The organism is Arthrobacter nitrophenolicus (assembly GCF_045833485.1).
GTDB classification, from domain to species: Bacteria; Actinomycetota; Actinomycetes; order Actinomycetales; family Micrococcaceae; genus Arthrobacter; species Arthrobacter nitrophenolicus.
On the sequence record NZ_CP174504.1, the window covers coordinates 1,728,138 to 1,741,381 of the forward strand.

Here is a 13,244-nt window from a genome sequence, read left to right on the forward strand (position 1 = left end):
TGGGTCTTTCGGTCTGGCTTGTGGTGGGGAAATGTCTTAGGCGGGCTGGCCCACGCGGGCACCGGCTGCGGCGGGACGGCCGGCCGGGGAGACTCCGGCGTCGTACGCCACCTTGCCGCCCACAACGGTGAGCCGGGTGGAGTTGGTGAGCAGTTCGGCGGTGTCCGCCTGGAGCGGGTTGGTGTCCAGGACGGTGAAGTCCGCCAGATAGCCGGCGGCGATCCTGCCCTGGCGGTCTTCGGCGCGGCAGGAGTAGGCGGCGTCCCGGGTGGCGTGGCAGAACGCGTCAGCAAGCTTCAGGGCGTAGCGGGGAAGGTTTGCGTCCAGTGCGGGGTCAAGGGCGGAGCGGCGGGTGGCGGCAATGTACATGTTGGGCAGCGGCTGGTGCGGTGCCGTCGGCGCATCGGTGCTCAGTGCAAGAGTGGCGCCGGCCTCCGTGAACTCGGTCCAGGGGAAGGCCCGCTCGCAGCGGTGGTCGCCCAGCATGCTGCGCCAGGTGTCCTGGATGGCAGGGTCCGCGTGGACGGGCTGCATGGAAGCCACGACGCCGAGGGCCGCCAGCCGCGAAACGTTCGCCTCCGTGACTGTTTCCAGGTGTTCGATGCGGTGCCGGCGGTCCCGCGGCCCGTTGCGGCGGTACGCCTCCTCCAGCGCATCCAGGGCGATGTCTGACGCTTCGTCGCCGATGGCGTGCAGGGCGATCTGCAGCCCTGCGGCGTCCGCCGCAATCACCACCGGGGTCAGCGATGCGCGGTCCCAGACCGGCTCGGCGCTGCTGCCGTCCGCGTACGGCTCCTTCATGGCGGCGGTGCAGCTGTCGATAACGCCGTCCACCATCAGCTTGATGCCGCAGATCTGCAGCCAGTCACTGTGCAGTTCGGCCGCCAGCCACGCGGCCTTGGCCACCTGTGCCAGGTTGTCGGACTCCGCTTCGTGGCGGGCCACCAGGAGGTGGCCCTTGACCCGGATGGGCAATGTGCCGTTCCGGCGTTCCATGGCGCGGCGGAAAGCAGCCAGGTCGTCGTCCTGGACGGCCATGTCCACGGCACTGGTCACGCCGACGGCCAGGTAGTTGGCGAAGGCCTCCTCCAGCTGTGCGTCGCGGTCCTGGTCCGTGGCCTGCGCCGCAAGGGCGGGCCAGATGATTTGCTGGACTGCCGTTTCATACAGCACCCCGTCAGCCTCGCCCGTCCCAGGGTCGCGGCCGATGCGTCCGCCGATGGGGTCCGGGGTGTCGTTGTCGATGCCCAGTTCCGCCAGGGCCGCACTGTTGACCCAGACGGAGTGCAGGTCATTGGCGTCCAGGTAGACGGGGCGGTCCGGGACCGCTGCATCCAGCAACTGGCGGGTAGGGGGCTGCCCGTCGAGGGCGCTGTGGAGCCAGCCGGCGCCGAGGATCCGCGGTGCATCGCTGGCCGCAGCAGCGTCCCGGAGGCGCTGCTGCAGTTCGGCGAGGCTGGCGGCGTCCCGCAGCTGGACCTTCTGCAGGGCCTGGCCCGTCATCAGCAGGTGGGTGTGCGCATCTACGAAGCCGGGCAGGACAAAGCGGCCTTCAAGGTCCACTTCCGCAGCGCCTTTCCCCGCCGCGATGCGGGCACCGGCTTCGTCCCCCACGTGGATGAACTGTGATCCTTCCACGACGAAGGCTTCCGCGGGAGCGCCGTCGGCGGTGAACACGGCGGCGTTGGTATACAGCGTGCGTGCAGGCAAGGGAGTGCTTTCCTTCAGGTCGGAGCAGGGCATTAGACGATGGCCGCCTTGTTGATGTTGGTCGGGGGGTTGCCGACCGCCTCCCGGTCGATCCGGACGGACAGGCGGGAGATCAGGATCAGCGGAACAGCCAGGACCAGGGTCATGCCCGCCAGGACGTAGCCGAGGACGTCATACCCCGCCGAAGCCGAGAGGAACGTTCCGAAGAACGGGGCGAATGAGGACCCAATCAGGTAGACGCCGAGCACGGGGGCGGACCAGCGCCCGGAGGCGTCCAGCGCGGCCGCGGTGGCCACGATGTAGATGAAGGCCAGCATGTAGATGGTGTTCCAGGCGATGATCACTGCCATGTAGAGGCCCGGATCGGTCACTGTTCCGGACAGCATCTTCAACGCTGCCCCCGCCACCAGCGCCACGGCCAGCGGCGCTGTCCTGCCCAGCCGGCGCCCGGCCAACCCGATGAGGCCAGAGGCGAGGAGTCCGCCGAGCGTGGAGAGGCTGAGGACCAGCCCCATGCCGGTTTCGTCGAGCCGCGCCTGGTCGGCGCCCATGGTGGCGGCCACGGCCCAGAGGGAATCCTCACTGAGGGCCCACAGGGCGAAACAGGCCAGCAGGCCGAGCCCGGCGAGGGTCGTGGACCGGGAGCCCTTACCCGGGGCGGCGGCTGCCCGCGGCCCGTCGGTGGTACTGGCGGGGCTGCCCGGCAGCCAGGCGGTGGTGAACAGGGCCGCCAGGGCAAGGCCCGCGAGCAGGCCGAACGCACTGCCCATGCCCGCGCCCAGAACAGGGACGACAAAGAGAACCACGGAAACGATCACGCGGTTGGCGAAGCCGCTGAGGCCCGAGGCGCGGTCCGGGTTGCGGAGGGCGCCCAGGGCGGCCCCGCCTGCCGAGACGGCGCCGCCCGCGCCGAGCCCGCCGATCAGGACGCCGGCGACGACGACGGGAACGGACGGGATGAAGGCTGCGGCTGCGAAACCTGCCGCGGCAAGCCCCAGACCGGCGCGCGCCACCAGGTACCTTCCTTTTCCGGCTGCCAGCCTGGACGACAGCAGGCATGCGACGGCGCAGGCGAGCAGCGAGCCGGTCATCAGGGTGCCGGCTTCGGTGTCCGAAAAGCCGAGTTCGCCGGTCAGGGCGACGATCATGACGGGAACCAGGTTGGCGGTCATGAAGCCGACGACGCTGATGCCGAAGACGGAAACCGCCCGGCGCGGCGTCAGGGGTACGCGCCCTGTGGTGGGGTCGTCCTGGGACATGGAATTCTCCTTGCTGGGATGGAGTGAATGCCGTCACAAAATGAATGGCCTTCATTTATTATGAAGATGGACCCCGCCCGGCACAAGGGTTTTAGTGAAAGCCTTTCAGAAACTTATTTTTGTTACCTCCCGGATCCCGGCCACGATGGTCTCCAGCCCGAAAGCGAAGGCGGTGTCGGACCGCTCGGCGGGGGAGCCCAGTCCGCTGATGGCTGCAGTCAGCGCGGGAAATTCTCCCGGCGGGGGAGACCAGACGACGTCGGGGGCAGTCAGTTCCAGTGCGGAGCCGAGGACCAGGTAGTCCACGGTGGTGATGGCAGGGACGATGACCGAAAGGTCCAGGCCTGCCCTGCCCAGGACGATCGCCATATCCTCGTAGATCCGCATCACGCCCAAATCCTGCACGGTCTGGGTCACCAGGAGCGGGACCAGCCTGGGGTGGTCCACCAGGCAGTCGCGGTACTCGTGGGCAAGGGTCCGAAGTGCCTCGTCCCAGGGGAGGCCGGCAGGGTCAAGGCGCTTCCGTGCGGAGAACTCGGAGAAGACGAGTCCGCGCATCAGCTCGATGATGTGTTCGCGGTTGTCGATGTGGTTGTAGAGCGAGGCCTGGCTGACCCCAAGTTCCTTGGCCACTTTCGGGAAACTGAAGTCTCCGGTGGCATCAACAAGGGACAGGGCGGCGCGGATGATGGCATCCACGGACAGTTGCGGTGATCGGGGGCGCGGCATGGGAACTCCTAGGCACGGGGCGGTCCGTTCAATGTAGCTGGCCGTTCCGGTCCACGGCGGCGAGGATGGCCCCGGCCAGTTCCGCCGGCCTGGTGAACTGCGGCCAGTGGCCTGTGGGCAGGTCCACGTATTCCACGTCCCGGATCCTGGCGAGCTCGGCGACGAATGGATGGCCTGCCTGGATCCATTCGCGCAGCATGGCGGAGGGGAATTCGCAGGCGATGACTGTGGCGGGGACGTCGTAGCGCCGCTCGTCGTGCAGGTGCTGCGGATCGTAGGCCACGCCCCTGGGCTGCGGAATGGCCCGTTCGCGGAATTTCCTGCGGAGGCCGTCGTCGAGGTCCACCAGGTCGGCGTCCTCGAACCCTTCCCAGGGCGGAAGCGGAACGTCGTCGCCGTCTGCAGGCAGTTCGTCGTTGATCACGCCGCCCTCACCGAGGGGGCCGCTGTCCACGTAGATGGCCCGCGCAATTCTGTCCGGGCGGGCATCAACCACCCCGTGGATGATGGCCCCGCCGCCTGAATGGCCCACGAGCACCACCTTTCCGTCCGTGGCGTCCACTTCCGCGGCCACGGCGTCGATATGCTGGCGCAGGCCGATGCCGGCACGGTTGGCATCCACCGACTCCAGGCCGGGAAGGGTGAGGGGCCGCGTGCGGTGTCCGGCTGCCTCGAGCGCCGGCGTCACCTCCTCCCAGGAGGAAGCGTCCAACCAGAAACCGGGAACCATGATGATGTCCATGACGGAACCCTACTCTCCGGGGGTGACAAAAAGGCCGCCGGCCAGGCCTTCCCGGGTGCGCCACAACAGAGGGGGCTGTTGCGGGCGGAAGGGCGGCAGTAAAGTCCGGACATGACTGCTTCCTCCCCAGCGCAGCCCGCCAGCCCGGCCAAACGCGAAACATTTTCGTCCCGCCGGCTGTTCATCCTCTCCGCCATCGGCTCGGCGGTGGGGCTGGGCAACATCTGGCGCTTCCCCTACATCGCCTACGACAACGGCGGCGGTGCGTTCCTTATCCCGTACCTGGTGGCCCTGCTCACGGCCGGCATCCCGCTGTTGTTCCTCGACTATGCGGTGGGCCATAAGTTCCGCGGCTCGGCGCCGTTGGCCTACCGGCGGCTGCACCGTGCCGCCGAACCGCTCGGCTGGTGGCAGGTGCTGGTCTGCTTTGTGATTGCCGCGTACTACGCGGTCATCATCGCCTGGTCCGTTATGTACACGGTCTTTTCCTTCACCGAGGCGTGGGGCGATGACGCCGAGGGCTTCTTTTTCGGGAACTTCCTGAGCATCGCCGAGGCCCCCGGCCTGGGATTCGAATACGTGCCGTCCGTGTTCTTCCCGCTGCTCCTGACCTGGGCCGCCGTCATCCTCATCATGGTGGCCGGGATCCGGAAGGGCATCTCCCGCGCCAACGCCATCCTGCTGCCGCTGCTGATGGTGATGTTCCTCCTCCTTGTGGTCCAGTCGCTCTTCCTGCCCGGTGCGGCCGAAGGCCTGAACGCCTTCTTCGCACCGGACTGGGCGGCGCTCGCGAATCCGGCCGTCTGGGCGGCGGCCTACGGACACATCTTCTTCTCCCTTTCCGTGGGGTACGGCATCATGGTCACCTACGCCTCCTACCTGAAGCGCCGGACGGACCTCACGGGCTCGGGCATGGTGGTGGCTTTCTCCAACTCGGGCTTCGAAATCCTGGCCGGAATCGGCGTCTTTGCCGCCCTTGGCTTCATGGCCCAGGCTGCGGGAACCGCGGTGGACGAGGTGGTGACCCAAGGCATCGGGCTGGCATTCGTGGCGTTCCCCACCATCGTGTCCCAGGCCCCGTTTGGAGCCTTCATGGGCGTGCTGTTCTTCGGGTCACTGGTCTTCGCGGGCATCACGTCCCTGATCTCGGTCCTGGAAGTCATTGTGGCCGCGGTCCAGGACAAGCTCGGCTGGGGCCGGGTCCAGGCGTCACTCGTCGTCAGCGGGCTGGTGGCGGCGGTCTCGCTGGGTCTTTTCCCCACGGCCACCGGCCTCTACCTGCTGGACACCTCCGATGCGTTCGTCAACAGCTTCGGCATCACGCTCGGGGCCCTGGTCACCGTCCTGGTGCTCGCCTGGTTCCTGCGCAAACTGCCGCTGCTGTCCGCCCACCTGAACAGGATCTCCACCGTCAAGATGCGGCGCACCTGGATGATCCTGGTGGCCGGCGTCGTTCCACTGGCGCTGATCTACATGGTGTCGAACGAGTTCATCAGCAAGATCACTGCCACCTATGAGGGCTACCCGGAATGGTTTGTGGGCATCTTCGGCTGGGGTATGGCCGGTGCCCTGGTGGTGCTGGCGCTCGCACTGACATTCATCCCATGGAGCCACCGGTCCAAGGCCCACTACGACCCCGAGTACGACGCCGTGGTGGCCGAAGAGGAAAAGGAGAAGGCGCTGTGACGCCGATAGCCATCACCATGATGATCATCGCCATCCTTACTGTCTGGGGCGGCCTGGCGCTTGCCCTGCTGAACCTGAAACGGCATCCGGAGGACGAGGGCGCGCTGCCTGAGGAGCGCGCCCCCGAACTTTGACGGAAGGAGCCTTACCTGCCGGGAGGGGCGGGGAATCCGACGGCGTCAGTGGCAGCTTTGCCGTGGGCGTTCCGGAACACTGCCCGGACCAGCAGGCCTGCATCGCCGTATGTGCCGGAGGAAACTTCGAGCGTCGAGCGGTAGCTGCCTTCGTCCGTCCGCTTCGTCACGGGCTGGTGGTCCGCCCGCTGCCAGCTTGCGCCGCCGTCGTACGAAATTTCCCAGACTGCCACCGGACCCGGCGTGCCGCCCGCGGTGGCGGTGAACGTGACGGCGCTGCCTGCGGCGGCGGCCTTTGGCTGCTTCAGGACCGACGGCGTTTCCACGGTCTGGTTGAAGACCGGCCAGCCGTCCACCCAGTCAATCTTCTGGATGCCGAGGGTCGGGAAATACGGGATGTCCGGGTTGGAGCCGTCGTAGTAGTGGAAGGCCAGGTAGTCGCCAAAGACGGACTGGCCGCCCGGGCCGGTGATTGCGCCATGCGAATCGAGGACGACGGATCCGCCGCCGCCGAACATGTCGCGCCCTTCCTGGTCCAGGTACGGGCCCTTGACCGAGGTGGAACGGCCCACGGCCACCTTGTACGTCGAATCACCGCCGCGGCAGCAGGCGTCAAAGGAGACAAAGAGGTAGTAGTAGTCCCCGTGCCTGGTGATGTACGGCGCCTCGATGGGGTTCCCGGGCATGAACCGGTCCGCGATGTTTACGGCTTTGGACTCCCATCCGGCAACCGGCTTTCCGCTCGGCCACTCAAGTTGGACCAGGAAGATGCCGTACCAGAACGAGCCAATGGCCATGTAGGGGGTGCCGTCGGCGTCCTCGATGATGCCGGCGTCGATGGCGTTGAAGGTCTTGGCGGGATTGGCCGGGTCGAGGCCGGTGGCGGGGGAGGAGACCACCATTCCCTGGTCCACCCATTCGTAGTCGGGGTCGCTGGGATCGAGCGTGGTGTTGGTGGCAAGGGCCGTGAGCGACTTGTTTCCGCCGAAGCGTGACGCCGAGTAGTACAGGTAGTACGTGCCGTTGTGTTCGGTGATTTCCGGCGCCCAGAGGTTGCCGGGCAGCTCGCCGTCAGAGAAGTGTTCGTCGATCCATGCCGGGATGCGGTCCCAGACCGTCCCGGCGTACTCCCAGGTTGTCCCATGGTCGCGGGAAGTCCACACCTGGATGGTGCCGCCGTTTTCCCGGTTCACCAGGCCGGTGGAATAGACATACCAGGTGCCGTCGGCGGCAACGATCAGCGCCGGATCGTGGATGGGCGAGGTTTCGCCCACAACCGTCTTTCCACCGGGCAGGTCCACGGGAAGCTTCTGCTGGCCCGGCGGTTCTCCGGCCTGGCTGATCTGGCTCTTGATGGCGTGGGTGACGGGAGCGGGGCCGGCGGCGGCCGTCGTCGGCAGTGCGGCTGCCAGGGCAAGGGTTGCAGCTGCTGCCAATCCTGCGGCGCGCAGCACCCAGGGACGTGACGTCATCACGTGGTCCTTCCGGGAGAGAGGGGCTGGTCGGCAGCAGGGATGCGCGGCGCCGTTTCATTGCAACGTTGTAAGAAAAATATGGCATGGATCACGTTTTGGGTCAATGGCGGCGGAATCGCGCCGGAAACAAATCCGGCGCCGGCCCCTTGACGCCGGATGAGGGCCTGTGTGATGGTTCTTACAACGTTGCAAGAAAACGCCCCGGATGCCGGTCCGCCACCGCGGACAGTGGGGCTCCCGTATCGCCTCACCCATACACTTGTGTGCTCCACCCAACCCGGAAGGACTGCGTGATGATGAAGTCACGTCCCATGGCCGCGACCCTGGCGCTCTTTACCGCCGCCGGCCTGATGCTCGGCGGTTGCTCCGCCCCCTCCGCCGAGGACAGCGGCGAAAAGAAACTCACGTTCATGTTCAGGGGAGGTGAGGACGAGAAAAAGGCCTATGAGCAGGCAGTCTCGCAGTTCGAAGCGGATAACGGGGTGGACGTGGAAATCATTGTCACCACCGCGGACCAGTACGCCACCAAGCTGAAGGCGGCGATCGCCGGCAAGCAGGTTCCGGACGTCTTCTACATCGGCCCCGGCGACGTCCAGGCCTATGTGCAGAACGGCATCGTCAAGGACATCACCGAGTACGTTGAGGGCTCTGACACTATCGACCTGGACAACATCTGGGAATACGGCGTGGACAGCTACCGGTATGACGGCAAGCGCGTAGGTGAAGGTGCCATCTACGCCCTGCCCAAGGACGTGGGCCCGTTCTCCTTCGGCTACAACAAGACCATGCTGGAAAAGGCAGGAATCCCGCTGCCGGACAAAGACAAGCCATACACTTTCGACGAGTTCGTGGCAGCCGCGAAAAAGCTCACCCAGGACACAAACGGCGACGGCACCCTTGACCAGTGGGGCACCGGCCTGAACGTCCAGTGGAACCTGCAGCCCTTCGTCTGGTCCAACGGCGGTGACTGGCTCAACGAAGACCGGACAAAGGTGACGGTGGATACGCCCGAGTTCGCTGAATCGCTGCAGTGGTTCGCGGACCTGCAGAACGTCCACGGTGTCACGCCGTCCGTGGCTGAGGCGCAGACCCTGGACACCTACCAGCGCTGGATGAAGGGCGAAATCGGGTTCTTCCCCATCGCCCCCTGGGACCTGTCCACTTACCAGAAGCTGGGCTTCGACTGGGACGTCATCCCCTACCCGGCCGGGGACAGCGGCGAAACCGCCAGTTGGATCGGAACGCTGGGCATCGCCGTCTCCGAAAGCACCAAGCACCCGGAGGACGCCGTCAAGCTCGTGGAGTACCTGACAGCCAACAAGGAAGCCCAGCAGAGCCTGGTGGACGCCGGCATCCAGATCCCCAACCTCAAGGACATGGCCGAGGCCTGGGCTGCGGACACCAGCACCAAGCCGGCCAACAAGGAAGAGTTCCTGCAGATCGTGAAGGACTACGGCCGCGCCCTGCCCGGCGGCAATACTTTCAACGCCGAGTGGTATGACGAACTGTTCACCAACATCCAGCCCGTCCTGGACGGCAAGCAGACCGCCGCCGACTACCTGAAGGAAGCGCAGCCCAGGATGCAGGAATTCCTGGACGCCGCCAACCAGCAGGCCGGAAACTAGCGGGAGGGATCACCGGTATGACAACAACCACAACGCGCCCGCGCCGCTCACGGCTCCACCGGAAAGAACACCAGGCGGCCCTCGCTTTTGTTGCCATACCGGTGATCGGCTTCCTCCTCTTTACGCTCTTCCCGCTCCTTTTCTCGGTGTATGCCTCCTTCACCAACTGGAACGGCATCTCGGCGCCGGTCTTCAAGGGACTGGACAACTACACCAAGATGTTCGGTGACCGCTACTTCCTCCAGTCGCTGTGGAACACCCTCTACATGATGATCGGGATCCCCGTCGGCCTGGCCATCTCGCTGGGCCTGGCGCTGGCCATGAACCGGAAGATGCGCGGAACCACCTTCTTCCGCACCGTCTACTACCTCCCGGTCATCTCCTCGATCGCCGCCGTCGCGATTCTCTGGCAGTGGGCCTTCAACGGAGACTTCGGCCTGATCAACCAGGGCCTGGCCCTGGTGGGAATTGACGGCCCCAACTGGCTCCAGGACACCAACACCGTCAAGCCGGCCCTCATCATCATGGCCATCTGGAAGGGCCTGGGGTACTCCATGCTGCTCTACCTGGCCGCCCTCCAGTCGGTGCCCCAGTACCTCTACGAGGCAGCGGCCCTGGACGGCGCATCGGCCTGGCAGCAGTTCCGGCACATCACCATCCCCATGGTCCGGCCGGTCACGTTCTTCCTGATCGTCACCAGCATCATCGGCGGCTCCCAGATCTTCGTGGAAATCAACATCATGACCCCCACCGGTGGCCCCGAGTTCCAGTCCGCTTCCATCGTTTGGTACATCTGGCAGAAGGCGTTCGACAACCTCCAGATGGGTTACGCGTCCGCCATGTCCGTGGTCCTGGGGCTGCTGGTTTTCGCTATCACCTTCATCCAGTTCCGGCTCAACCGCCGCAACCAGTTCTCGATCGATTGAGGCAGGCAGCCATGTCCGCACAGCATGTCATCACCACTCCGCCGCTGGAACCCACGCAGGAACTCCCCGACGGCAGCGGGGGCGCAGGTAAGTCTGCTTCCCGCCCCACAGGCGGCCGCCCGCGGTCCACCAAGGAAACGCTCCGCGTTGGCAATGTCATCACCACCCTGGTCCTGAGCGTGGGCGCGATCGTCATGATTGCCCCGCTGGCCTGGACCTTCTCCACCTCCCTCAAGACGAAGGACGGGGTGTTTGCGCTTCCGCCGCAATGGATTCCGGACCCCTTCGTCTGGGAGAACTACGCCCGCATCTGGACTGCCGGCCCGCTCCTCAGCGGCATCCAGAACAGCCTGATCGTGGCCTGCTCCGTGACCATCGTGGGTTCACTGACGTCCGCGCTCGCAGCCTTTGCCTTCGCGAAGATGCGCATGCCCTTCAAGAACGTCCTGTTCCTGGGACTCCTGTCCGGGCTCATGATCCCGTTTCCCACGCTGATGATTCCGCAGTTCACCATCTTCGCCAGCATCGGCTGGGTGGACACGCTTCTGCCGCTGATCGTGCCGGGACTCTTCGGGAACATCATCATGATCTTCTTCCTGCGCCAGTTCCTGAACAGCATCCCCGATTCCATCGTGGAGGCGGCCCGCATCGACGGTGCCTCCTACCTGCAGATTTTCTGGACCCTCATCATGCCCGCCATCCGGCCGGCGCTGGCGGCGCAGTTCATCCTCTGGTTCATGGCCATGTGGAACGACTACCTGGCCCCCATCATCTACCTGAATTCGCCCGGCACCCAGACGCTGCAGCTGGTGATCGCGAACTTCAACGCCCAGTACGCCATCCAGACGGACTACCCGTTGATCATGGCGGCGTCCTTCGTGGCGCTCCTGCCGGTGCTGATCGTCTTTGTGGTCTTCCAGCGCCAGATCATCGAGTCCATTGCGCTGTCCGGATCCAAGGGCTGAGCCGTGGCCACCGATACTGATGTTTCCCGCGAACTGCTTCCGCTTCCCGCTGGCGCCAACCCACCATCTGCGTCATGGGGCTCCCGCCACGCCCACGACCCTACGGTGGTGCAGGACGACGGCACCTACTTCATGTTCTCCACCGATGCCGTTGCCAACGCGCAAGATATTCCTGCAGGGGTACATATCAGGACCTCCACCGACCTCGTGGAGTGGACCTACGCCGGCACGGCGTTCGACGGCGTCCCGCAACCAGCCGCAGCCTGGTCCGGCGCGCAGGGCCTCTGGGCGCCCGATGTGGTCCGCTGGCCCGGCGGCGGATGGCACATGTACTACTCGGCGTCCACATTCGGCTCCAACACCTCAGCCATAGGACTTGCTGTTGCTTCCTCACCGGCCGGGCCCTGGGAGGACCGCGGCCTTGTGGTGGCCACCCGCGCCGGCGAACATTCCCAGAACGCCATAGATGCGGCGGTCACCTTCGATGCCGACGGAAAGCCGTGGCTTACGTACGGGTCCTTCTTCTCGGGGATCTACACGCTGCCGCTGGACGCCGCAACGGGCCTGGCCCTGGTGGAGGGCGACCTCGGAACCGTCATCGCCCGCCGCCCCAAGTCCGTGGAGGGCGCAGTCGAAGGGGCTTTTGTGCTGTACCGCCCGGAGGACGATGCGTATGTCCTCTTTTGCTCCTACGACTCCCTGTTCAGCACCTACAACATCCGGGTGGCGGTGGCGGACTGCATCACCGGCCCCTACCGCGACTTCCTGGGCAACCCGATGACGGACCTGGAGTCCCCGCCCGCGTCGGTGGGTACGAAGGTGCTGGGCAGCTACCAGTTCGACGGCGGCACGGGCTGGCTCGCGCCGGGCCACAACTCTGTCCTGACGCAGGAGGGGCCGGACGGGCGGGCCGAGCACTTCGCGGTCCACCACGTCCGCTTCGCGGCTGATCCCAGCCAGCATGTGGTGCAGCTGCGCCGGATCTTCTTCACCGCTTCCGGCTGGCCCGTCGTCGCGCCCCAGCCCTTCGCAGGGGCAGGGCGTGAGGCGCTGCCTACTTCCGTTCCAGTCGCGGGAACCTGGCAGGTCCTCCGCTTCGCCCCGGAATCGCCTGACCTCGTCACGGCGGTGGCCCTGAGCGTCGAGTGCATTGACGCGGGCGGAGCAGTTTCCGCGGGCGCCCCCGAACAGATGAGGCTCCGCGTTGCTGCTCCCGGCAGCCCCGATGGTGCCGTTGAACTCGATGCCGTGGTTTTTGGTTCCTGGGACTGGTCCCGCAGCCGCCCGGCCTTGTCCTTCAGCGGCCTGGACCAGCACGGGGTGGCCTGGAGCGGAACCCGGATGTCGCCCTATGAATGATCAGCCGATGGGGTGGGCAGGCCGCCTGATGGGCTGGCTCCGCTTCTCCACAGCCCTGGTCCTGGTCAACGTGCTCTTTGTGGCAGGAACCCTGGCCGGACTCGTGGTCCTGGGCCTGTTCCCTGCAGCAGTGGCCGCGAGCACGGTCCTGGGCAGGCTGCGGGACGGTTCGGCCGGAGACCATGTGGTACGTGACTTCGTCACCGCCTACCGGTACCAGTTCCGGCGCGCCAACCTGGTGGGAGCCGCGTTCTGGACCGCCGGCGTCGTACTGGTATTCAACGTCGGGACCCTGCTGGGTCCGGCTGGGACCGCGATGCCGCCCCTGATGCGGGCCGTCCTGCTGGTCCTGTCCGCGGTGGTCGCCGCCGTGACCATTGCTGCAGCCGCTACGGCGGTGTCCATCTGCGCCCGGTACCGGGACACCGTTAGCAGGACATGGCGGGCAGCGTTCATGCTGCCGCTCATCTCGCCCGTGATGGGCCTTTCCCTGCTGGCAACCCTGGCGGCGGCCACTGTCATTTTCTCCGGAATGACGGTGCTGGTGCCCCTGGTCGGCGCTTCGCTTCCCCTGCTCCTGTCCGGATGGCTGGTGGGCCGGAGGCTCGGCGGGCTGGAGCCCGCAAGCCCCTAA

At 66.0% G+C, this 13,244-nt stretch carries 12 protein-coding genes; 7 read left to right on the forward strand and 5 right to left on the reverse strand.

Going from position 1 to position 13,244, the window contains the following annotated elements; all coding sequences use genetic code 11:
* Nucleotides 1-36: 36 nt before the first annotated feature.
* From ACJJV6_RS08125 to ACJJV6_RS08140, 4 genes are all read right to left on the reverse strand, one after another.
* Complete coding sequence (locus ACJJV6_RS08125) at nucleotides 37-1,743, reverse strand: amidohydrolase (protein WP_009358084.1); 1,707 nt, start codon at nucleotides 1,741-1,743, stop codon at nucleotides 37-39.
* The gene (locus tag ACJJV6_RS08130) at nucleotides 1,743-2,969 is read right to left on the reverse strand and encodes an MFS transporter (RefSeq protein ID WP_354176517.1); all 1,227 of its coding nucleotides are present in this window, start codon (nucleotides 2,967-2,969) and stop codon (nucleotides 1,743-1,745) included. The genes ACJJV6_RS08125 and ACJJV6_RS08130 overlap by 1 nt, the downstream gene beginning before the upstream one ends.
* A 105-nt stretch (nucleotides 2,970-3,074) precedes the next feature.
* The gene (locus ACJJV6_RS08135) at nucleotides 3,075-3,698 is read right to left on the reverse strand and encodes a TetR/AcrR family transcriptional regulator (protein ID WP_407710281.1); all 624 of its coding nucleotides are present in this window, start codon (nucleotides 3,696-3,698) and stop codon (nucleotides 3,075-3,077) included.
* Between the two features lie 28 nt (nucleotides 3,699-3,726).
* Nucleotides 3,727-4,440 carry an alpha/beta fold hydrolase gene (locus tag ACJJV6_RS08140; protein ID WP_407710282.1) on the reverse strand — a complete coding sequence of 238 codons (714 nt, stop codon included), beginning with the start codon at nucleotides 4,438-4,440 and terminating at the stop codon, nucleotides 3,727-3,729.
* Nucleotides 4,441-4,551: 111 nt separating this feature from the next.
* Here ACJJV6_RS08140 and ACJJV6_RS08145 point away from each other — a divergent pair, with 111 nt between their 5' ends.
* Nucleotides 4,552-6,126 (forward strand): sodium-dependent transporter, encoded by a 1,575-nt coding sequence (locus tag ACJJV6_RS08145; RefSeq protein ID WP_407710283.1) that lies wholly within the window; start codon nucleotides 4,552-4,554, stop codon nucleotides 6,124-6,126.
* Nucleotides 6,123-6,260 (forward strand): methionine/alanine import family NSS transporter small subunit, encoded by a 138-nt coding sequence (locus ACJJV6_RS08150; RefSeq protein ID WP_009358081.1) that lies wholly within the window; start codon nucleotides 6,123-6,125, stop codon nucleotides 6,258-6,260. Before ACJJV6_RS08145 ends, ACJJV6_RS08150 begins: the two co-directional genes overlap by 4 nt.
* A gap of 11 nt (nucleotides 6,261-6,271) precedes the next feature.
* Here ACJJV6_RS08150 and ACJJV6_RS08155 read toward each other — a convergent pair whose 3' ends face one another.
* Complete coding sequence (locus ACJJV6_RS08155; protein ID WP_407710284.1) at nucleotides 6,272-7,732, reverse strand: arabinan endo-1,5-alpha-L-arabinosidase; 1,461 nt, start codon at nucleotides 7,730-7,732, stop codon at nucleotides 6,272-6,274.
* 296 nt (nucleotides 7,733-8,028) lie between these two features.
* Between ACJJV6_RS08155 and ACJJV6_RS08160 the strand changes: the two genes are divergently transcribed.
* The 5 genes from ACJJV6_RS08160 to ACJJV6_RS08180 are packed head-to-tail and all read left to right on the forward strand — an operon-like array spanning nucleotide 8,029 to nucleotide 13,244.
* Nucleotides 8,029-9,360, forward strand: coding sequence for a sugar ABC transporter substrate-binding protein (locus tag ACJJV6_RS08160; protein WP_009358079.1), 1,332 nt, complete (start codon nucleotides 8,029-8,031; stop codon nucleotides 9,358-9,360).
* A gap of 17 nt (nucleotides 9,361-9,377) precedes the next feature.
* Nucleotides 9,378-10,286, forward strand: coding sequence for a carbohydrate ABC transporter permease (locus ACJJV6_RS08165; RefSeq protein WP_407710285.1), 909 nt, complete (start codon nucleotides 9,378-9,380; stop codon nucleotides 10,284-10,286).
* Between the two features lie 11 nt (nucleotides 10,287-10,297).
* Entirely contained in the window at nucleotides 10,298-11,251 is a 954-nt protein-coding gene (locus ACJJV6_RS08170) for a carbohydrate ABC transporter permease (protein WP_407710286.1), read from the forward strand.
* Nucleotides 11,252-11,254: 3 nt separating this feature from the next.
* Nucleotides 11,255-12,610 (forward strand): arabinan endo-1,5-alpha-L-arabinosidase, encoded by a 1,356-nt coding sequence (locus ACJJV6_RS08175; protein WP_407710287.1) that lies wholly within the window; start codon nucleotides 11,255-11,257, stop codon nucleotides 12,608-12,610.
* Entirely contained in the window at nucleotides 12,603-13,244 is a 642-nt protein-coding gene (locus ACJJV6_RS08180) for a YesL family protein (RefSeq protein ID WP_407710288.1), read from the forward strand. Before ACJJV6_RS08175 ends, ACJJV6_RS08180 begins: the two co-directional genes overlap by 8 nt.